Genomic DNA, 20,497 nt, shown 5'->3' on the forward strand with positions numbered 1-20,497 from the left:
GAGTGAAGCACACATTAATGAACGATCGTTCGTAGGTCAAGCAGGTAAGTTGACATTCCTCGGCGATCAGGAAGTGCTACCCCAGGAAACAGCCCATGACACCGCGCAGGATAAGGCCTCTGGTCGCAACGACGAGGGATGAGACTGGAGGATTAATGAACACCATCCGTTGTAAGGATACGGCCCAGATCAGCATAACAGGTGGTGCCCAGCGAACGCGCGATCCACATGCGTAGGCAAAGATCATTTGCCGCCGCTGGGGGAGTAAAGATATGGGTAGTGGCAAACAAGACAATGCGTTGATCTTTGCGACGAACAGACAGGCCATCTCAGGCCGCCTGCGTCCATCGATTGCCGGATATAGCGAGAGGAAGTGGCGGAATAGCGATGATCCTATCTGATGCCGTCGGGCGAACGGATCATTCCAAAGAGAGTCCGTCCTACATGCCCAAACTCGCACGTCTCTGGGACAGCCTATATCACTGGGCTGAGCATCATTCCGATCGGGTCGCGATCAGGCACGGATCGAGGCTGCTAACCTTCGCCCAACTGGTGAACGAGGCAGAGTGCCGGGCGCAATGGCTCATGAATCTGGGCGTGACAGCTGGCGACCGAGTCATCGTCGTGGGCTACAATAGCATCGACTGGGTGGTCGCCTATCTGGGCATCATGCGCTTGGGAGCCATCGCGGCTCTAGTCAATAACCGGATTTCACCCAAGCAGATGACCGACTCTGCTTCCCTTTTGGAGGCGAAGCTCGCCCTGGCGGACATCAAGCACCAATATATGTTCGGGATCGCGGACGTACGGCTCGACATGCTGGAAGCATGGGAACGACCGCTTCGAATGTCGCTTCCCCCTCTCCCTGCCGCCGACGATCCGGCGGTCATAAGCTTCACATCGGGCACGACGGGGCTGCCAAAAGGCGCGATCTTGAGTGCACGGGCAATTTTCGAAGCATCCGCCACCTATCAGCGGTTTCTGAATACCGGCCCGGACGACAACACCATCGTGCTTTCGCCCCTGTTCCACAATACGGGCTTTATCGACCAATTGGGGCAGATGCTGATCGTTGGCGGCGAGACGGTCCTGGTCACAGAGTTTCATCGCAACGATGCCATAGAGGCTTTCCGCCGATCGCCCTCCACCTTCGTCACTGCTGTTCCCAGCGTGCTGCGCATGCTGATGCTGATGGACGAAAGCGATGTCGTATTCGGCCCTGCCCGCCTTGTCGTGTTCGGCGGATCGCCCATGCCTCAAGCCTGGTCGCGTGAACTTAGTGACCGTTGGCCCCATTTGAAGCTGGTCCATGGCTATGGTCTGACCGAGTTTGGATCGGCCTGCACTTTCCTCCCGCCCACGCTTATTCATGACCACGGCGCATCGGTCGGCTTCCCCGCGCCGGGCGTGAAAATGCGGCTGGTGGACGACGAGGAAAACGATGTGTCAGCGGGCGAGGTCGGAGAAATATGGGTGGCCGGGCCGACGCGCATGCTAGGCTATTGGCGCCGCCCGGGCGAAACGGCCCGAAAAATCCGCGGCGAATGGTTGCGGACTGGCGACCTGGGAAAAATGGACGATGAAGGGCGCCTGTATCTCAGTGGCCGGGTAGACGACATCATCAATCGCGGCGGGGAAAAGATCCTGCCGTCTCACGTCGAATGCCTCCTGTCAGACTGTCGCGGTGTCGCCAATTGCACGGTGGTCGGCATTCCCGACCCGGTGCTGCAGCAGGTGCCTGTCGCTGTAGTGGAGCATCGAAAGGACCAGGAGTTCAATCGCAGCGAAGCCGTCGCGCATTTGACGGCCAATCTGCCAGGATACGCCGTTCCCAGAAGCTATGTCATTGTAGATTGCCTGCCGCGCATGGCTTCGGGAAAGATTGATCGCGCGGCCGCCCTCGCCCTTGCAGTCGCCCGATGCGGGCAATGAGAGTTTCCATTCGCGAATAGCGCATGGGCGTGACGAGATGAATCATCATCGCGGCAAGGCGTAAGCCACGACATAGTCCCCAACACGCTTGCTGTAAGGCGTTCCCCCCGCAGCCACGACGACATATTGCCGTCCTGTCCGTGGGGACAAATAGGACATGGGTGTCGCCTGCGACCCGGCGGGGAGCCGCGCCTTCCATAGCTCACGCCCGCTGGCGGAATCCCACGCCCGAAGGAAAGGGTCATTAGCACCGGCGTAAAAGGCAAGGCCTGATGCCGTCATCATAGTCGATGAAATGGATGGCATCCCCAGCTTTACCGGCAGTTCCACGCCTGCGAGGTTGAACGTCTGCTCCAATCCCGTGCCAGCCGGCACTTGCCATCTGACCCGGCGGCTCTGGAGGTCAATCGTGGTGATCTTGCCCCAGGGAGGCTGTTCGCACGGCAGTCCGAGGAGTGACAGGAAGCTCTTCAGCTCGACGCCGAAGGGCGCACCCTTAACGGGATGAAGTTCATAGCCTGCATGGCTGAAATTGGCCTGGACTTTGCCTTCCACGTCCTTGCGCGGGACCAGTCGGACAATGGTGGATAGTCGAATGTCGTTGACCATCAGCAGCTTGCGCGCCGGATCAATCGCCACGCCGCCCCAGTTCATGCCGCCAAGATAGCCGGGCCAGATCAGCGTGTCGCTTTCGGCCGGGGGCGTATATTGCCCCAGATAATGCAACTTACGGTATGCGATGCGGCAGGCGAGCTGATCGAAGAAGGTAAGGCCCCACATATCTCGTTCGTTCAAGCGCTGCGGGATGAGCTGCGGCATGCCAACAGAATAGGGCTGCGTCGGTGACAGGTGATCTCCGGGTGCAGCGGTTTGCGGGACAGGGCGCTCGGCAACCGGCGTCACCGGACGCCCGTTCCGCCGGTCGAGGACATATATCTGACCAGCCTTGCCGACTTGCACCAAGGCCGGGATCGTTCCCCCTCGCCCATCGGGCATGTCTACGAAGGAGGGAGGCGCGGACAGGTCCCAATCCCAAAGGTCATGGTGGACCGTCTGATAATGCCAGGCGAGGCGCCCGTTTTCCACATTGATGGCAATGACGGAGGTTGAATAACGGTCGGTTTCGGGCGAACGCATGCCGCCCCAATGATCCGACGTTCCGTTGCCGGTGGGCACATAAACCAGCCCCAACCGGTCATCGAAGGTGGCCGTACCCCAGAAATTGGGCGTGGAGCGAGCGAATTTCACGGACTGGTCCTGAGCGACGCCAGGCTGAGGCTGAGCCCCTTCCTGCCCAGCATCCCATGCCCAAACAAGGCGGCCCGTGACGGCGTCGAAGGCCCTTACCACCCCGCCCGGCTCATCCGCTGACTGATTATCGGATATCCAGCCGCCAACGATAATCCTGCCTCGCGCCACCAGCGGTGCGGAGGTGGGATAGTACCAGCCCGGCTTCATTGTGCCCAACCCTGCGGTCAGATCGACCTGCCCGTTACGGCCGAAGTCGCGGCACAGCTGTCCATTGGTCGCGTCGAGCGCGATCAGCCGCGCATCGATCGTGGTGGCCAAAATACGCTGGGTACAGTCGCCCGCGATTTTGCCTGGCGCCGACGGGGAAGACTCGTAGAAAGCGACGCCCCTGCACCGGTTCCAGGTCCCGTTGGCGCTGACCTTCGGATCGAAGGACCAGACCCGCCGTCCCGTATCGGTATCGACGGCGAATATGCGGTTATGCGCCGTACAGAAATAGAGGTTTGATCCCACCTGGATCGGCGTGGCCTGCATGTCGGGACTATCATTGACCTCTCCCGTCCGGAAGACCCAGGCCGACTTCAACTGGGACACATTATCCCTGTTGATCTGCGTGAATGGCGCGAAATGACCCGCGCCTGCATCCCCGCCATAGGATCGCCACTGCCATGCGGGATTGTTCACCGTTTCCGCGCCATCAGCGCGGGCTTCAGTACCGTGGATCACACCATGCGGCATGAACATGGCCGCGATGCCAGCCCCGATAACCAGCAGTTGCAGCGCGATCGCCGCGCGGCCTGCGCGGCGCTTCGACGGGGCCAGACGCCCCCAGAGCCACGCCATGATCACGCCCATGACAAGAAAGGGACCCAGGCGGGGCAATTGAGGCCAGAAATTCAATCCGGCTTCAGCCAGCGCCCAGACGATCGTGCCCGCATAGACGACCGCAAAGATCCGGAGCGCGGCAAGCTTCACGCGCATGAGAAAGCCACCGCTGAGCGTCAAGGCTGCCCCGGACAACAGGTAATAGGGCGTGCCACCCAGCAGGACGAGCCATGCACCGCCCAGCAGCAGGATCAACCCGACAAGGGCAAGCAACGCGCCCAACAGGCGGCAGACGTTCCGCAAGAAGGGGCCAGGAACGCCATTGGGCTGAGCGCCGCTTGCAATCGGGTCAACTGGCATTTCGTACTCCTTCCTGACCGCCGCTTGCTCGTCTGCGGCAACCGCAACCGGATGTACGCTGCGGCGTTTCCGCGGGATCAAAAAGCGGTCAGCCCACCGTCCACGGCAACGGCCTGGCCTGTCAGATAGCTGTTGGAGGGCGACACCAGCGCCAATATGGCCGACGCGACCTCTTCCGGTTCAGCCAGCCGCTTCATTGGCACGGCCGCCTCCATTTGCGCCTTGCGTTCGATGAGATTGCTCTCCGTAACAAGCGGGGTGAGGCTGAAATAAGGGCAGACCGCATTCACCCTTACGTTGCTGCGCGCAAATTCCACCGCAGCGGTGCGCGTCATGCCGATCACAGCATGCTTCGCAGCGCCATAAGCGAGATTTTTCGGTGCGCCCGCGATGCCAGCGACGGACGCTACGTTCATGATCGAGCCGCCGCCGCCCGCGATCATCGCCGCGATCTGGTGCTTCATGCCCAGGAAAATGCTCTTGGCATTCAACGTGAAGTTCCAGTCAAGGTCCTGTTCTGTCGTGTCCAGAAAGCTCTTCATGGGTGACGTGCCACCCGCATTGTTGATCGCGATGTCAAGGCAACCAAAATTCGCGACCGCAAGGTCAACCAAAGCCTTCTGGTCTCCCTCCACAGTGACATCGCATCGCATCCACGCGATACGGCCAGGAAGCGTGACGGCCAGTTCGGCGAGCGCTGCTTCATTGAGGTCGCCCAGCACGAGGTTGGCGCCAGCTTCCAGAAGTTTTGACGTCAGCACACGGCCGAACCCCCCGGCCGCACCCGTGATCAGGACCGTCCTGCCGAAGAATTCACCCATATCTTGCTTGTCCATTCAATTCCGAAGTCGCGACGATCATCAGGGCTTGTAGTGGCCACAGGTCTTACCGCCATCGAGTCGGTATTCAGTGCCATTGGTGTGGCGCGCTTCATCCGAAGACAAATGAGCCACGACATCGGCGACGTCTTCAGCCTGTGCAAATCTTGCAAGCGGCACCGCCTTTCGAAGCGCCTCCAGCTTTTCGGGCGACAGGTCCGCCAAGAGCTTGTCGGCCATCGGCGTTTCGACGAAGCCGGGGCAAACAGCATTGGTCCGCACGCCATAACGTCCATAGTCAAGCGCCAGCGACTTCATCAGCCCATGCACGCCATGTTTGGAAGCAATGTAGGCCGCGAAGTCGGAGTCACCCCACATGCCCGCGTCCGAGCTGATGATCGTGAATGTGCCGCGGGTCTTGATCAACTCGGGCATTGCAAACCGTGCGAGGTAGAAGACTGAATCCAGATTGATCGATATGCACTGTTTCCAGTCTTCGATACTGGTTTCAGTTGCATTTCCCTTGGGAGCGACCCCGGCCGACGCGACGACTGTGTCGATGCCCCCATAGGCTTCTGTGAACCTGCGTACCGCTCGTTCCACCGCATGGCCATCGCTGACATCGGCCAGAACAACGAAGGCTTGGCAGCCCATCTCTTCAATTTGGGCGCTCAATATTTTCGCCGCGCTTTCATTGCGCCCCACCAGGCAGAGCGTCGCCCCCCGTTCGGCGAGCCGCACCGCAGTGGCCCGTCCGATTCCCGATGTCGCCCCGGTGACGAGCGCGCGCTCCGGCGAAGCGTCGGATGTTCCCTTCAGGCGTTCATGTCTGAACATTTGGGTCATTTCCCGCTATCAGGATGAGGAAGTTGACGGAGGCATTCCTCCGTAGCCGCACAGAAATTGTCGATGTCTTGCGCAACCATGGCGGTGGAAAGGAACCCCATGCCAGCGCCCGACACATGGAAGCCCTTAAGCACGAGCATGCGCTGCAATTCCATCATCGCCACACTTTCCGCGGGGCTGTGCCGCTGGCTGCGATAATCATAGACGGGGCGCTGATGCGTGATGATCTTGAACATTGATCCAACGCCCGTAACCTGCCCCGGAAACCCTGATGAGGCGAAGGCCTGCGTCAACCCAGCGCGGACGCGATCGCCCAGCATGTTGATATGCGCGACCAGTTCAGGGGTCAGCAGGTCCAGCGTCACCTTACCTGCCGTCATTGTTATGGGATTGGCCGAAAAAGTCCCGCTCCAAGGGACCAGCGGTCTGCCCGAGCGATGATCGAAGACCTTCATGACCTCCTTCGATCCGACGAGCGCGCCGACCGGAAAGCCGCCGCCGATGATCTTGCCAAGCACGGTCAGGTCGGGCTTCACGCCGAATTTCTTCTGCGCCCCGCCATGATCGAGCCGGAAGGTTATGACCTCATCCAGGATGAACACTGCGCCGATCTCTGTCGCAAGGTCGCGCAGGCTAGCCGCAAATTCCGGCGATACGGGCGTAAATCCCAGATAGCTTGGCGCGGCATCCAGCAGGATCGCGCCGATACGGTCCTTGTGCGCCCGTATCACGCTGGCGGCGGTTTCCGGATCATTGAAGGGGATGACATAGACATCCTCGAGCAATCGATCGGGCACCCCCGCCGCATAGCCGACCGATTTGGGTGGCGTCGCGAACTGTTCCGTGGGCGTATCGAGGCTGACTTCGGCATAGTCGTAGGAGCCATGATAGCCGCCTTCCACCTTCACGATTGCCGGTCGGCCGGTATAGGCACGCGCAGCCTTGATCGCCGACATCACAGCTTCCGAACCGCTATTGCTGAACCGGACATTTTCGGCCGACTCTATGCGGTCGCACAGCAGTTCAGCGAGCTCGATCTCAATCTCGGTCGGATTGGTGAAGGCTGTCCCCAGCACCAACTGCCTCGACACAGCCTCTATGATCGCCGGATTGGCATGACCATGGATGAGCGAGGCGAAATTGTTGAGCAGGTCCAGCCGCGACGTACCATCGACGTCGGTGACATAGGCGCCCTTGCCGAATTTCGTATAAACCGGGAAAGGCTCAAGCCACGGGACCAGCCGCGTAATTCCGCCGGGATAGACCTTGAGCCCGCGTTCATAGAGCTGCCTCGATTGGGAGTCCTGGTCAGGCCAGATTGCCATTTTTAACCTCGTCAGTATCAGGATAGGGGGTCGTCTTGCGCCGACGCCCCGTCATTTTCAGAATGCTTCCCGCGCGGCCGTCAGCCAGCCGCCATCAATGACGTACGCGCTGCCATGCACGTAATCGGCATCGTCACTGCCCAGGAACGCCGTCATCTTCGCGATCTCTTCGGGCTGACACCATCGCCGCGCGGGCACCTTCGCCACCGCTGCTTCCATGTCGGGGGACGTAGCGGTTTGTGTTTCGGGGATCGCCATTGGCGTCGCGGTCGCTCCGGGACAGATCGCATTCACCCGAATGCCGAGCGCGCCATATTCGAAGCACAGCTGCCGGGTGAGGCCCATCACCGCATGTTTGGACGCCGTATAGGCCGACCCGCCGCCCGCTGCGCTGAACGAGGCGGTGGAGGCGATGTTGATGATGCCGCCCTTGCCCTGCTTCAGCATGTGGGGAATGGCATATTTCGCCATCAGGAACGGCCCGGTCGCATTGGCAGCCATCACCTCGTTCCATTCGTCCAGGCTGACTTCATGTGCGGGGCGATAGCTGTCGAGCACACCTGCATTGTTGCAGAGCAGGTCGATACGGCTCCAGCGCGCGATAACCTCGTCAATCGCGGCGATCACATCGGCCTCGACCGCGACATCCGCGCGGATGGCCATGACCTGCTCGGGACCGCCAGCCAGTTCAACCGTCTGGCGGATCTTGTCCAACGTCCGTCCCAGAGCCGCCACGCGAGCGCCCTGAGCAACGAATTCGTTCACCATCGCGCGTCCCATGCCAGAACCCGCCCCGGTCACCACCACCACTTTTCCGTCATATTTCATGGATCAACACCTGTTCATTGGCATGTGGAGGATCAACGTCATTGCGCGTCGTCATCAGGGAAGGTGCTGGCCGTGACGATGTGGCCGTACCAGTTCGGCCGCGTCTTTCGCCAGCGCATGGCCAGCCCCACGCCCGCGGCGAAGGTCACGTAGACCGACGCCAGGAATATGGTGGCCAAGGTGGGGGAGGCGTCCACGAACACTTCGAAGTTGACTGTCGCGTAGATGGCAATTGCCGTGAGGCTGATAAACCCGAGCACGGGTGCGATGCGGAAGCTCCAGAGGCTGCCGGTCTCTTCCTGCCGCGACAGGTAACGGATGATCGCCAGCGATGCGATCGCGAAGAGCAACAGCATGCCCATGGTCCCAAGCCCCACGGCCCAAGCGTAGAATTGCAGCACGGGATCAATATTGAACAAGATGACGGGCACGACGACAGCGACAACCGTGGCGCTTTGCAGCAGCGATCCGAGCGCAGGCGAACCATGGCGGGCGTGGGTCTTGCCGAAAGCCGACGGCAATACGCCATCGCAGCCCAGGTTGAAGAAGTAGCGGGCGATGGCGTTGTGGAACGATAGGACGGCGGCGAGCAGGCTGCTGATCAACAACAGATACATCGCATCTACTGCCACCTGCCCGACATAATTTCCCAGCGCTTGGGGGAACATGCCTGCCGGATCGGTCGCGATCTTCTGAGCAGCCGCCGACACCCCATAGGCGTTGATGAGCAGGAATGTGGATATCGAGTAGAAGAGTGCGATGAGGATAATCGAAAGGAAGGTCGCGCGAGGAATGGTCTTGTCCGGCGACCGGACCTCCTCGCTGTAAATGGCGGTCGCCTCGAATCCCAGGAAGCTGCCGACAGCCATCATGATCCCGATGCCCGCATTGCCTGAAAAGAGCGACGTCAGCGAATAGGGCGTGAAGTCCAGACCGCCCGACGGACCCCCGCGCCACAGCACGGCTGCGTCCAGCAACGCGACGATTCCGATCTCGCCCAACATGGCAAGGCCCAGCACCCGGGCAGAAAGATCGATGCGCCTGTATCCAAGAGCCCCGACCGCGACCCAGGCCGCCGCTGTGGCGATCCACCAGGGAAATGCGGGGACACCGAGCCGGGCATGAAGATATTGGACGATCGACACGCCGACCATTCCGAACGTGCCTGTCTGTAGCAGCGTGTAGGCAAATATCGCCAGAAAGGCGCCACCCAGCCCGAACTGCCGACCCAGCCCTTTGGTCAGATAGATGTAGAAAGCGCCTGCCCCCTCCCCTTTGTTGGCGATGGACCGCGCCATCGCCATGAAGCCAAAGGCAAACAAGAGTAGCGCGCCCCCGGCGATCAGGAAGGACGACACCAGACCGACGCCATTGCCAACCGCCATCGACACCGGCGCGAACGCCGCCATGACGGAAAGGGGTGCCGATGCCGCTAAGACCGTCATGGTAAGGTCGAACACGCCCATATTGCCGGACAGCTTGCCATGAGGCTCGACCGGATGCGCGGCGGGCGCGGACGACGGGATGGCGTCGGGAAAGGTTGTCAGGCCGGGCGTCGTCATGGCCGTCACCCCGCCTGAAACTGGGCCACGGGCGCAGTCTGGCGCAGGGCAGCCGTGCCTTCCGAATCGACCGCCAGCGTCTCGTCATCGACCCGGCCGGTGAAGGCAACGCCATAGACGTCCCTTGCCCGATCGATCGTTTCCCATCCTTCCAGCACATCATCCAACACCAGCGCAGGATCACGCTCACGCGGATTTCCGTACCCGCCGCCCGAAGAGTCGAAGCCGCGGAGATATTCGCCCTTTTTCAGCTCGACCTGAATCGAGTTGGGCAAGGCGACCTCCGTCCCGTCCGCCAGCCCATGCCAGCCGCCCGCCGTCAGCCCGTCATGACCGCCGCGAACGCCCTTTGGCGCATAATATTGGCTGTCGAGCTGATAGATGGCGGTGACGGGATAGTTGGTCGGTCCATAGGCCAGGTCACACGACATGCCGCCGCGCCGCCTGCCTGCGCCGCCGGTGCCGCCCCGCAGGCGCATATGCTTGTAGATGATGGGCATTTTAAGCTCATCGATCTCGATGGAATCGCGATACATGAGGCCGCTGACCACTGGCAGGCCATAAGTGACCCAGCCGTCCGCACTGTCGCTGGCCGGGCCGCCATTGGCCGCTACCACCAGCTGATTGACGAAAGGCGCGTCGTCATAGCGATGGTCGCGCCCCGACAGCACGGCATAGCCCACGCCCACACCGGTGGCGCCTTCGGCCACGCCGAAGCCGTCTATCTGGGAAAAGGCCGAACCGACCATGTTCACCAGCCGGTCGGCGATGTTCGTGGTCGCGACCGAGCAACTGTGAGGGAATTTCGGCCGACCAACGACGCAACCGTCCGACAGCTTCACATCGACGCGACGGAACGCGCCTGAATTTTTCGGCACATCGCCAGGCATCGCGTTGAAGATGCCCGCAAACACGCTCGCCATCGTCGTGGCTTCGGTCAGGTTCAGGCCGCAATCGACATTGGGGATATTGTCGCGCAGATCGACTTCGATCCGGCCTTCACCCGGCTTCACATCGATCTCGACGTTCAGCGGCACGCCGTCGGGCAGGAAGGGTTCGAAGGGATCGTGACGACCGCTATTCTGGAGCTTCACCTGAGGCAGCGCGTTGATGGCCTTTTCCATCCGCGCCTCGGAATATTCCAGCCAATAGGATTTGAACGCCTTCAGCGTGTCCTTGCCATATTTCTCGCAAAGCTCCTTCAGCCGCCGTTCGGCGATGCGCGCCGATCCGATGGCCGCCAAAAAATCGCCATACCATTGCCCCGGCACACGAATGCGGCGGCGGCACATGCGAACGATATCGTCGATCATCTTGTAGTCGCGCTGAACCTGCACAACCGGGAAGATCAACGCGCCTTCCTGATAGACATCGACTGCGGAGGAATAATAGCTGGTCGGCAGGGAATTGCCGATGTCCGCCTGATGCGCCTTGACCGTAGCGGTGAACATATGTTCGCCGTCAAGGAAGATGGGGACCAACGTGCAATGGTCGGCGGGATGCGAATTTCCGACATAGGGGTCATTGTCCAGAAACGCGTCCCCTTCCTTCAAGTCGGGATGCACCCGCACCATTTCCGCCGCCTGCTTCTGCACGCCGAATATATGGACGGGCAGACCTTCGGCGCAGGCGAACAACTCGCCTTCCGCCGTGCACATGGCGCAGGAAAAATCGCGGGCGCTGTTGATCACCGACGAACGCGCCGTGCGGAGCAGCGTGTTCGTCATCTCCCGAACGATGCCGTCCATCCGGTTGGCAAGGACGGCCATCAATATGGCGTCGTTCCGCTTGCTGTCTTGTGCCATCATGCCTGCTCCGCACGGGTGTGAAGGATGTAATTGCCCGCGCCGCTGATCTCTGCGGACATGCCCGGATAGACCACCAGGGTCGTTGTCGGCTCCTCGACGATGGCGGGGCCGCTGATGATCATGCCGGTCCTGAGGTCAGCCGGTTTGAAGATCGGCGTATCGATGGCTCCGTCCCCCCCGAAATAGCAGGCCCTGCTATGATCGGGCGTTGGAGCGGCGAAGCGGTCTACTTTAGGCGAAGGGTCCATCTTCTTGGAAAGCTCGACGGTCAGGCGGCCTTTCCAGTTGATGATTTCCACCGGGGATTCTTCGTCGCGGACGGCGAAGACGCGCTCATGCAGATCATGGAAGGTCGTGGCCAGCGCATCGATATCCGCCTGGCCATTGAAGCGGTCGCAAGAAACCGGCGTGTCGAGTTCCCAGACCTGCGCGAGATAGCGCGCCTCAGCGAAAAATTCGATGCGCCACGGCGCGCTGCCCGCATTTTCGATCTGCGACCGGAAGCGATTGAGTTCGGCCTCTATACGGGTCAGCGCCGCGTTCACCCCTTCCCTGTCGAAGCGCAGCGTCGACGTGAAATGCGGCGCGGTGCTTTCCGTGACGATATCGGCGAACTGCATGCCCGATGCCGACAGGGCCGATGCAACCTTGGGCAGCACGACCGAGTCAGACCCTAGTTCGGCGGCGATCGCCATGATGTTCATACCTGCCGCGCCGCCGCCCGCGACCACGGTGCTTTCCCGCGGATCGATCCCCTGCTGGACCGTGATCTCGTGAATGGCCTTGACCATATGGTCCGTGGCGATGCGCATGATGCCCCAGGCTGCCGCTTCGATTGACAGGCCAAGCGGATCGGCGACCTTTGCGATGGCCGCCCGCGCGGCGGCAACGTCCAGCTTCATGCGACCGCCCAGGAAGTAATCGGGGTCGAAATAACCCAGCACGCACGCTGCATCCGATGTCGTGGGATTTTGCCCTCCCCGCCCGTAGCAGGCTGGCCCCGGTTCAGATCCTGCCGATTGCGGGCCGACACGCAGCATGCCGCCATCGTCGATCCAGGCGATCGATCCGCCGCCCGCGCCGATCGAACGGATATCGACCGACGAAATGCCCAGCAGGTCGCCTTCCCACATGCCGCCCAGCCACGTGTCGCGGCTGTAGACCAGTTGGCCATTGCGCGACAGGCCGACGTCGAAGGTGGTGCCGCCCGTATCGGCGACGATCATATTGTCGCCCAGCCCTTCGGCGACCGAATAGGTGATGCCCGCGACCGGCGCCATGGATGGGCCGGACTTGGCCATGTTGATCGGCGATTGCATGACCGATTCCAGGTCCATGACCCCGCCGAAGCTGGTCGAAACCAGAATTTGCCCCTTATAGCCCGCCGCGCGGATATCCTGTTCGAACTCGAACAGATGTTTCTGCATCAATGGCTTGAGCGAGGCGTCGATCGCGGTCGCGGAGGCCCGGCGATATTCGCGGATGATGGGCGCGAGCCGGTGCGACAATGTATAGGGAATGCCGGGCAGAACTTCCTCGATCAGCGCGCCGATCGACAGCTCATGCTCGGGATTGATGAAAGACCAAAGCAGGCAGACGCCGATCGCTTCGAAATCGCGATCGCCCAGCTGCCGCAGCAGAACGCGCACCGCGTCCTGATCCAGCGCCTGCACCACCTTGCCTTCCGCGTCGATCCGCTCTGGCACTTCGAAGGTCCGCCGACGAGGAATGTACGGCGCGGGATAGGATTTGGTGAAGTCGTAACCGTCCAGCTTCCCGCCTTCCTTGAGTACAAGGATGTCGGGAAAGCCTTCGGTCGTCAGGAAAGCCGTCTTCGCGACATTGCGCGTCACGATCGCGTTGGTGGCGCGCGTCGTGCCGTAGATGAACAGCGTCGTGTCCGCCAACAGCTGTTCGAAGCTAAGGCCAAGGTCGGCAGCCGCAGCCTTGATTGACTCGCCAAGGCCGCCAAACACGCGGCCGTGGGTGGTCAGCGCCTTGCCGATCGTCTGCTTGCCCGACGCATCGCGGACGATGACGTCGGTAAAGGTGCCTCCCGTATCCACGGAAATAGTAAAACTCATGCCTCAACATTCCCTACTTGGCCCAGAAATGGACCAGCGCCCTGCAGGGCGGATGGTTCGAGCAGCCCGATCATGCGAGACACTCGGACGATGCGTGATCGGATCGGCAAAAGGGGAGATCGTCGTGACACCAGCCGATCGAAGATAACGCCTCGGCAATGGCGGATTTCACGCAGATGCCCCCGTTGTCATTCCCGTCCAACTACGCATACTATCGCATTTCGGTTTCGAATATGATAGCGAACGTTTGTTAATGCAAGTGCAAAGTTGGAGTTGCTGTGACGGATCAGAAGCCGAACAACCTCGCCGCCTGTTGCATCGATGGTTGCCATCGGGCTTCGCAGAGTATTAAGGAACCAGCAGAATGACTTCACCGACAAATCAGACGAAGGTCCTGCGAAAGCGCGCTGGATACGAGGCCCGGCTGGCCGAATCCGAAGAGCTGGCGATCGAGCGGGAGAACCGCGCCACGCGATCGGATACCCGGGCACGTCTGCTGGTCGCGGCGCTCGACCTGTTTTCGAAGAACGGCTTTGAAGCTTCGACGATGCGTGACCTGGCGCAGTTCGCAGGTATCAAGGCGCCCGCCATCTACAACCACTTCAAATCGAAGGAAGCCTTGCTGGGCGAAGCTCTGCTATGGGCAATGGAGGACTTCAACGAGCGGGTCCTGGGGCCGCGCGATCCCCGCGAATCGAATGTTGAAGCGCTGGAAGGGATTTTGGAGCGGCACATCCGCTACCAATTGGACAACCCCGTCATCGCCAGGGCCTTCGACATATTGATGGCACACAACCTGCTTCAGCGCGTCGGCGAAATAACATTCCAGCAGGCCATTCAGGACCGGCTGCGGGTATATTTGCGCGAGGTGACAAAGCTGGTGTCTCTGCTGGTCGAAGAGTCTTCGGTGAAGGCCGACTACAGGATCGTGTCGAGCGCCATATCGACCATGTATGATCAGGTCGGACGCTGGTACGTTTCCTCATCCAAGACAGCTGACGATGATCTCGTTGCGACTTATTGGGACTTGGCAAGGCGGATGCTTGGCATCGACAGGTAACATGGGGTTGCCTGATCCCTTGGCGTCGATGCTCGTCAATCACTGGCAAAAATGGGCGGGGTTATCAATAGGTCGCCCGAAGCCGACCGCGATCGCCACTGAAGCGAAGCCTATAATCCACATGCGAACGGCCATGCTCCCGTCCACTGGAGCATGGCCGCTTCTTTAACCCCGCAGCCGGTTATCCCTGAGCGCAGGATCTCAACATGTCGGTATATTCCTGACGCGTTGCGACCCGGCGACCCAGAACCTCACCCAGCTTCGCGCCGAGTTCAAAGGTCTGCAGGTTCGACTGGATGCGATCATCGCGATGCGGCCAGAGCCAATAGGTATCCTCCATGCCCACGCGGATGTGCAGGCCCATCGCGGCTGCCAGCGTAGCGACATACATGGACGCCCGGCCCGCCGCGCACACCATGATCACCCCATCGGGATCGACGTCGCGGATCGTGGTGACGGTACGCATCAGGCCTTCGACCATCTGGCGCGGATTTTCCATGGGGCTGCATCCCGGCAAGGCGGGAAGGATCAGCCAGAAGGCCGGCCCCTTGATCAGGCCGCTCTTGATCAGGAAGCGGTCGGCATTGGCAACGTCGGCGTCGGTATAGACAGCGATTTCAGGAATGCCGCCATTTTCCAGAATGAGGCGCACCTTTTCGATCATGACCGGAGCAGGCTTGCTGAACAGAGAGTCGCCGATATAGGTCGTCGTCGTGTTGATCGGCGCACCGTCCAGCAGACCGGTCGCGAGTACCCGCTTCATTTCAGCCCACTCGCCTTCAAGCGCCGGAACAAGGCAGCCATCGACCGACAGGTCGGGATAGTCCTTCTTCAAGGGCGCGACGACCTGTTCGAAGCGATCGAGCGAAAGGACATTGTAGCCTTCGTCGTCGCGAACATGGATGTGGACCGTGCTCGCCCCCGCCTCAAGGCATTCGCGGGCAGAATTGCGAATTTCTTCCGGCGTATAAGGCTGGTTCGGGTTCTGCGAGCGACGAAAGAACGCTCCGGTAATGGCCACGGATACCGCCAGGGTTTCGGGGATGTTCCATGGAACGGAGATGGGTGCATCGTGAAACGCAGAATGTTCCAGATCCAGAACGATCGGTGCGCCGTAAGGCCGCCAGATCATCCGCTCATTTTCGCGAGCAACACCTTTCCCAACTCTATCCCAATCAATCTTAACCATTTTTCACTCCTACGCTTCCGTAATCCATCCATCCGCAACGGCATGTGCCGCCGCAAATCTCACTCATTCATCTATCCGCAGCAGCCTGCGGAACATGTGCCATCCGTAGCGCCCAGCCGGGGATCGACCTGCTGGATGATGGAACGCGTCCATGCGCGCAGCCTGACCGCCGATCTACCAATCCCACGATCGAAGCTGAGCGGCGTCACCGAGACATGGCCTTTGTCCAGCGCCCACGCGTCCGACCCCGGCTCTTTCGCGAAACGGGGAAGCCCGTCGGCGGCGGGCTGCACCAGCCAGCTACCGTCAGATTCAGCGTCCGCCCGTTGGCAATCCAGCGGTTCCCAGATGCATTCGCTGAAGGAGGTCAGCTTGATATGCCGGTCTGCCAGATGAGCCGGTACGTTGATGTTCAGAACGCTGCGATCGGGCGGCGGCGAGGCGGCCAACCAGGCGGCAAGCTCCGCACCGACTGCGCTCGCCCATGCGAAGTCGGGGGTGCTCCTGCTCCCGCAGCATGAGTGAGTCCGATGCGCCTGTTGCGAGATGGCCATGGCCGGATATCCCAGCATCCCGCCTTCCAGGGCGGCGCCCAATGTCGAGCTATTGCTTGCATCCTCTCCGACAGTGGCTTCCTCGCCTATTCCAACCACGACGGCGGACACCTTGCTTGCAAGGCCCGACAGGATCGCGATGCGCACGCAATCGGGCGCCGTGCCGTGCACGCGATACAGCGGGTGACGATCATCACCGCCCGACCTTTCCACCAACACGGGCTCGCGGTTCGAAATCGCTTTTGAAAGCCGGACCTGCGGGGCTGCGGGCGCCACGGTCAGCACGTTGAAGCCGGACAGTATCAACGCGCTGCGCAGGGCCGCGATGCCCGGTGCGTCGTAACCTTCCGCGTTGGTCAGCAGGATGTTCATCGACGTATCACTTCCGCTTTCGCAAAGCCGAGGAGCGCTCGGGCAACTATAATAATTAACGTTTGTTTCTGTTGTCAGCAACTGTTCGTTTAAGACGGACGGCCACTTACCAACCCCTGCTTCAATCCAACGGCGTCATTTCTCTGGCCTCATTGCGAAACCGCTCCGTTCAGTGACAAAGGCGGTCGGCGTTGTTCCTATCAAGCGTTTGAACATCGCAGTGAACGCGCTGGGCGTTTCGTACCCCAGCGACAAGGCGGTGCTCAGGATGGGCTCTCCCGCGATGAGTTTGGGCAACGCCGCGACGATCCGCGCTTGCTGCCGCCATACGGAAAGAGGGCAACCCAGTTCATCGCGGGCCAAACGTGACAATGTTCTCGCCGAAGCACCCGATGAACGTGCAAGCTCCTCGATATCTGGGCCACCGGGGCTGTCCAGTATCTGTTCGCATGCCCGGACAAGGCGAGGATCGGACGGCATCGCCAGCATCACGGCGTCCGCCGGTAGATCGTTCAGTTCGTCCAGCAACAGCGCATGCAGGCGAAGAGTGCGCGCTGCATCCCAGCTGAGAACGGCCTGGTCGATCGCTCGCAATATGAGTTCGCGCACGAGCGGCGTGACAACGAATCCTCCCGCCCTTTTGCCCAGACGGGGCGGTGTTCGATCCGACGCGATATAGAGCGTACGCAATAGAACAGGCGTTCGCGCCCGGAATTCATGCACGGTCCCAGGCGGGATCCATACGGCACGTTGTGGCGGAACGACCCACAGTTTGTGATCCGCCCTGATTTCCATGACGCCCGAAACAGCGTGGACGAACTGGCCGTTTGGATGCGAATGCGCCGAAATGACGTCGCCTTCGACAAAGTTGCGAGCAAGCACATGGACGGCGCTGGTATGTTTACTAGTGTCAACCAAGTGAATGCTCCTCCAACCCGTTGGAAGTCTCACCGTCCTTTGAGCGTGCGCCCTGAGGGTCCACGCTTCCGAAGGCAACAAAATTTCGGGGCCACGTCTGAAACTGCAAAGGCGCCGTGTTCCGTCCTTATGACACAATGAAGCCTGGCGCGAAGCGGGTTGATGGCCAACTTATACGCCTAATCGGCCAAAAGCACGCGAGCGCGCGCGAGGTGGATGTCGCGCATCAACGTGGTCGGCCATCCGAACGAAATAGTTTCCATTTGAACGGCGCCGTCCGACAGTGCATATGCCTAATATGAAAGACCGTTTGCATTTATACATTCGCGACTGGGGCATTAAAACGTGTCAGTGAAGGATAGTAACGTTAAACTGCTGCAAGCGAACTCCGCAAAGGTCGGCGATGCTACGGCGGCTCCGATCGCCTCAGCGCACCGCGTCCAGCCGAAGAGGACCCGTCGCAAATCGGGGATGCGGGAGGAGTTGTTGAAGGCTGCGGTGGAGCTGTTCGGTTCTCGCGGCTATGAAGCGGTGTCGTTGCGGGACATCACGGCGGAAGTTGGGCTGAAGCCGCCCGCCTTCTATAACCACTTTAAATCGAAGGATGAATTGCTCGTTTCGGCGGTCCTTGCTGCCCTCGACATGTTCAACAGCGAAGTGGTGGACAATGACGAAGCGGACATGCCGCCGGTCGAACGGATGAACGCACTTATCCGCCGTCATGTGCTGTATCAGATTTCCAACGCCGCCTTCGCCAAGGCGAACGACCGGCTGATAGATTCGGCGATGCTGGAAAGGATCGGAAGTCCTGGCGCAAAGCAGGAAATCCGTTCACATATGCGCCGCTACCTCGACGTCCTCACCCAGATTGTACGGGATATTTTGGCCGGACGATCCGATAACGCGCTGGATCCGCGCATTTGCGCGCTGGCCATAGGCACGATGTGCGACAATGTTTTGATGTGGTATCGTCCGGGCGGGTCGGACAGCCCGGAAAAGGTCGCTCGACGTATGTCGGAACTTGCCCGTAACATGCTAAAGATTGACTAGCCCGAAGACACTTGACGACATCGCAGGTCAGGTTAATATGAATGAACATTCGTATTAATGACGGCGGGAAGACTCGAAAATGAGCGGGTTGGGTCAATATGTGATCGGCGTCGTGATGCTGTTCGCGATGTGGGGCGCGATCGCCGCTGTCCGGGACGATAGCACAGGCATGGGCTGGGAATTCATGGAGGGGATCCGCACGACGGGCGTCCTCTTCCTTCCGGTCGGCGCAGTGCTCGCTGCGGCACCGGTCCTGTCGGCCGCCATCACCCACGCCGTCGCCCCGCTCTTTTCCCTCGCAGGGGCAGACAGGGCGATGGCGGCAACGACCCTGATTTCCGTGGACATGGGCGGCTATCAAATGGCCGACGCGCTCGCTGCCAGCCGTGAGAACTGGATCATCGCGTCGTTCAACGGCTTCCTGCTGGGGCCGCATGTCGTTTTCACCATCCCCGTGGCGCTGGCGATGCTGCCCAGGAAGGACCATCGTTATTTGGCCCTGGGCATGATGGCGGGCCTTATCACCATACCGATCGCGCTGTTCGTGGGATTAAGCGTCGTCGCAATGACCCATCCGCTCATCCGGCCCACGGTCGCAACCGGCGGCCCGGCGACGTTCCGCCTCGCTATGACATTCGGCCAGATCCTGCATGACCTTTTCCCACTGACCATCATCGTTGGCGCTATCGTGGCGGGCCTGCGGTTCATCCCGGACCTCATGGTGCGAGGATTCATGGGATTTGGCCGCCTTGCGGATGCCGCGATAAAGCTGATCTTCGGCGCTTGTATCGTCCAATACTTCACGGGCATTTTCAGCCATCTGTTCGGCGGATGGCCGTTCGACCCGCTGCTGGCCGACCCGGCCAATTCCATAAGGGGGCTGGAGATCGCCGGATATATCGGCATCATGCTGGCCGGTGCCTTTCCGATGGTCTATGCGCTACGTCGTTATTGCGGCAAAGCCATCGAGAAGCTGGGCAAACTGACCGGTTTCAGTGCGGTGGGAAGCGGCGGGCTGATTGCGACCACCGCCAACCCGCTGACGCTATTCAGGCTGATCCCGGAAATGGATGCGCGCAACAAGGTGATGACGATCGCCTATGCTGTCTGCGGTTCCTGGATACTGGGTGACTCCCTGGCCTTTATTGCGAATTTCCAGCCCTCGTTGATCGTGCCGCTGATGTTCGGCAAGCTGGTGGGGGCGATCTGTGGCATTCTGGTCGCGCGCTGGCTGTCGGTGCCACGCGCCTTGCGCTTCGAGGAGGAGGACAAGGCAGCGGCCGAGGCGGCTACGGCACCGTCCAATACAAAGCTGCATGCCCTTGAAGGAGCTCTGTTGTGACCGCCGACATCCGCCTGTTCCGCCTTCAAGATACACCCATGTCGGATTATGGCGATGGTCCGGGTTCGGCCAGCATCGCCCGATTGATCGGGCCTGATAGCAGCAGGACGATGGGTGCTTATTTCGCGACGTTCGATGGCCGGTCTGTGCCATGGACGGTGCGATATGACGAGATGATCCTGTGCCTTTCGGGCAAGTTCCGCCTGCGCACGGGGGATGAGGTCCACGAACTTGGACCGGGGGACATGCTGTGGATCGGGAACGGCACTGAATTGCGCTATGAAGGGGAGCAGGCGACCGTCTTTATCGCGATCGCCCCCGTCGATTGGCGTGACCGTCAGCCCCACGCCTGAATCCATCCCGGCAGCTTAGG

At 60.5% G+C, this 20,497-nt stretch carries 16 protein-coding genes; 5 read left to right on the top strand and 11 right to left on the bottom strand.

Going from position 1 to position 20,497, the window contains the following annotated elements; translation table 11 throughout:
* Positions 1–444: 444 nt before the first annotated feature.
* Positions 445–1,932, top strand: a complete 1,488-nt coding sequence (locus tag AC6JBC_RS15615) for a class I adenylate-forming enzyme family protein (RefSeq protein ID WP_498026392.1) — start codon at positions 445–447, stop codon at positions 1,930–1,932.
* Between the two features lie 45 nt (positions 1,933–1,977).
* On the opposite strand, the gene AC6JBC_RS15620 is transcribed toward AC6JBC_RS15615, so the two are convergent.
* The 8 genes from AC6JBC_RS15620 to AC6JBC_RS15655 all read right to left on the bottom strand — a co-directional run bounded on the left by AC6JBC_RS15620 (position 1,978) and on the right by AC6JBC_RS15655 (position 13,639).
* Positions 1,978–4,368, bottom strand: coding sequence for a membrane-bound PQQ-dependent dehydrogenase, glucose/quinate/shikimate family (locus tag AC6JBC_RS15620; protein WP_498026393.1), 2,391 nt, complete (start codon positions 4,366–4,368; stop codon positions 1,978–1,980).
* Between the two features lie 77 nt (positions 4,369–4,445).
* Entirely contained in the window at positions 4,446–5,189 is a 744-nt protein-coding gene (locus tag AC6JBC_RS15625) for an SDR family NAD(P)-dependent oxidoreductase (protein WP_498026394.1), read from the bottom strand.
* A gap of 39 nt (positions 5,190–5,228) precedes the next feature.
* On the bottom strand, positions 5,229–6,032 hold the full coding sequence (locus AC6JBC_RS15630; RefSeq protein WP_498026395.1) for an SDR family NAD(P)-dependent oxidoreductase: 804 nt from the start codon (positions 6,030–6,032) through the stop codon (positions 5,229–5,231).
* Positions 6,029–7,357, bottom strand: coding sequence for an aspartate aminotransferase family protein (locus tag AC6JBC_RS15635; protein WP_498026396.1), 1,329 nt, complete (start codon positions 7,355–7,357; stop codon positions 6,029–6,031). Before AC6JBC_RS15635 ends, AC6JBC_RS15630 begins: the two co-directional genes overlap by 4 nt.
* A 57-nt stretch (positions 7,358–7,414) precedes the next feature.
* Positions 7,415–8,185 (bottom strand): SDR family NAD(P)-dependent oxidoreductase, encoded by a 771-nt coding sequence (locus tag AC6JBC_RS15640; protein ID WP_498026397.1) that lies wholly within the window; start codon positions 8,183–8,185, stop codon positions 7,415–7,417.
* Positions 8,186–8,223: 38 nt separating this feature from the next.
* Positions 8,224–9,747 (bottom strand): APC family permease, encoded by a 1,524-nt coding sequence (locus AC6JBC_RS15645; RefSeq protein WP_498026398.1) that lies wholly within the window; start codon positions 9,745–9,747, stop codon positions 8,224–8,226.
* Positions 9,748–9,752: 5 nt separating this feature from the next.
* Positions 9,753–11,555: a hydantoinase B/oxoprolinase family protein gene (locus AC6JBC_RS15650; protein ID WP_498026399.1), complete on the bottom strand. Its 1,803-nt coding sequence runs from the start codon at positions 11,553–11,555 to the stop codon at positions 9,753–9,755.
* Positions 11,552–13,639 (bottom strand): hydantoinase/oxoprolinase family protein, encoded by a 2,088-nt coding sequence (locus AC6JBC_RS15655; protein ID WP_498026400.1) that lies wholly within the window; start codon positions 13,637–13,639, stop codon positions 11,552–11,554. Before AC6JBC_RS15655 ends, AC6JBC_RS15650 begins: the two co-directional genes overlap by 4 nt.
* A 364-nt stretch (positions 13,640–14,003) precedes the next feature.
* Between AC6JBC_RS15655 and AC6JBC_RS15660 the strand changes: the two genes are divergently transcribed.
* On the top strand, positions 14,004–14,699 hold the full coding sequence (locus AC6JBC_RS15660) for a TetR/AcrR family transcriptional regulator (protein WP_498026401.1): 696 nt from the start codon (positions 14,004–14,006) through the stop codon (positions 14,697–14,699).
* 181 nt (positions 14,700–14,880) lie between these two features.
* On the opposite strand, the gene AC6JBC_RS15665 is transcribed toward AC6JBC_RS15660, so the two are convergent.
* From AC6JBC_RS15665 to AC6JBC_RS15675, 3 genes are all read right to left on the bottom strand, one after another.
* Positions 14,881–15,888: a beta-keto acid cleavage family enzyme gene (locus tag AC6JBC_RS15665; protein WP_196227329.1), complete on the bottom strand. Its 1,008-nt coding sequence runs from the start codon at positions 15,886–15,888 to the stop codon at positions 14,881–14,883.
* A 71-nt stretch (positions 15,889–15,959) separates the two neighbouring features.
* Entirely contained in the window at positions 15,960–16,814 is an 855-nt protein-coding gene (gene surE / locus AC6JBC_RS15670) for a 5'/3'-nucleotidase SurE (protein WP_498026402.1), read from the bottom strand.
* A 135-nt stretch (positions 16,815–16,949) separates the two neighbouring features.
* Complete coding sequence (locus tag AC6JBC_RS15675) at positions 16,950–17,732, bottom strand: AraC family transcriptional regulator (RefSeq protein WP_498026403.1); 783 nt, start codon at positions 17,730–17,732, stop codon at positions 16,950–16,952.
* 351 nt (positions 17,733–18,083) lie between these two features.
* Between AC6JBC_RS15675 and AC6JBC_RS15680 the strand changes: the two genes are divergently transcribed.
* From AC6JBC_RS15680 to AC6JBC_RS15690, 3 genes are all read left to right on the top strand, one after another.
* Positions 18,084–18,782 carry a TetR/AcrR family transcriptional regulator gene (locus AC6JBC_RS15680; protein WP_498026404.1) on the top strand — a complete coding sequence of 233 codons (699 nt, stop codon included), beginning with the start codon at positions 18,084–18,086 and terminating at the stop codon, positions 18,780–18,782.
* Between the two features lie 79 nt (positions 18,783–18,861).
* Entirely contained in the window at positions 18,862–20,124 is a 1,263-nt protein-coding gene (locus tag AC6JBC_RS15685) for an ethanolamine utilization protein EutH (RefSeq protein WP_498026405.1), read from the top strand.
* On the top strand, positions 20,121–20,477 hold the full coding sequence (locus tag AC6JBC_RS15690; protein WP_498026406.1) for a hypothetical protein: 357 nt from the start codon (positions 20,121–20,123) through the stop codon (positions 20,475–20,477). Before AC6JBC_RS15685 ends, AC6JBC_RS15690 begins: the two co-directional genes overlap by 4 nt.
* Positions 20,478–20,497 lie beyond the last annotated feature (20 nt).

The sequence above is a fragment of the Sphingobium sp. RC1 genome, assembly GCF_059738765.1.

Coding starts and splice junctions, on each gene's coding strand:
- AC6JBC_RS15685 (WP_498026405.1), top strand. CDS start 18,862: ATGAGCGGGTTGGGTCAATATGTGATCGGCGTCGTGATGCTGTTCGCG.
- AC6JBC_RS15635 (WP_498026396.1), bottom strand. CDS start 7,357: ATGGCAATCTGGCCTGACCAGGACTCCCAATCGAGGCAGCTCTATGAA.
- AC6JBC_RS15630 (WP_498026395.1), bottom strand. CDS start 6,032: ATGACCCAAATGTTCAGACATGAACGCCTGAAGGGAACATCCGACGCT.
- surE (WP_498026402.1), bottom strand. CDS start 16,814: ATGAACATCCTGCTGACCAACGCGGAAGGTTACGACGCACCGGGCATC.
- AC6JBC_RS15615 (WP_498026392.1), top strand. CDS start 445: ATGCCCAAACTCGCACGTCTCTGGGACAGCCTATATCACTGGGCTGAG.
- AC6JBC_RS15640 (WP_498026397.1), bottom strand. CDS start 8,185: ATGAAATATGACGGAAAAGTGGTGGTGGTGACCGGGGCGGGTTCTGGC.
- AC6JBC_RS15625 (WP_498026394.1), bottom strand. CDS start 5,189: ATGGGTGAATTCTTCGGCAGGACGGTCCTGATCACGGGTGCGGCCGGG.
- AC6JBC_RS15655 (WP_498026400.1), bottom strand. CDS start 13,639: ATGAGTTTTACTATTTCCGTGGATACGGGAGGCACCTTTACCGACGTC.
- AC6JBC_RS15645 (WP_498026398.1), bottom strand. CDS start 9,747: ATGACGACGCCCGGCCTGACAACCTTTCCCGACGCCATCCCGTCGTCC.
- AC6JBC_RS15620 (WP_498026393.1), bottom strand. CDS start 4,368: ATGCCAGTTGACCCGATTGCAAGCGGCGCTCAGCCCAATGGCGTTCCT.
- AC6JBC_RS15650 (WP_498026399.1), bottom strand. CDS start 11,555: ATGATGGCACAAGACAGCAAGCGGAACGACGCCATATTGATGGCCGTC.
- AC6JBC_RS15660 (WP_498026401.1), top strand. CDS start 14,004: ATGACTTCACCGACAAATCAGACGAAGGTCCTGCGAAAGCGCGCTGGA.
- AC6JBC_RS15665 (WP_196227329.1), bottom strand. CDS start 15,888: ATGGTTAAGATTGATTGGGATAGAGTTGGGAAAGGTGTTGCTCGCGAA.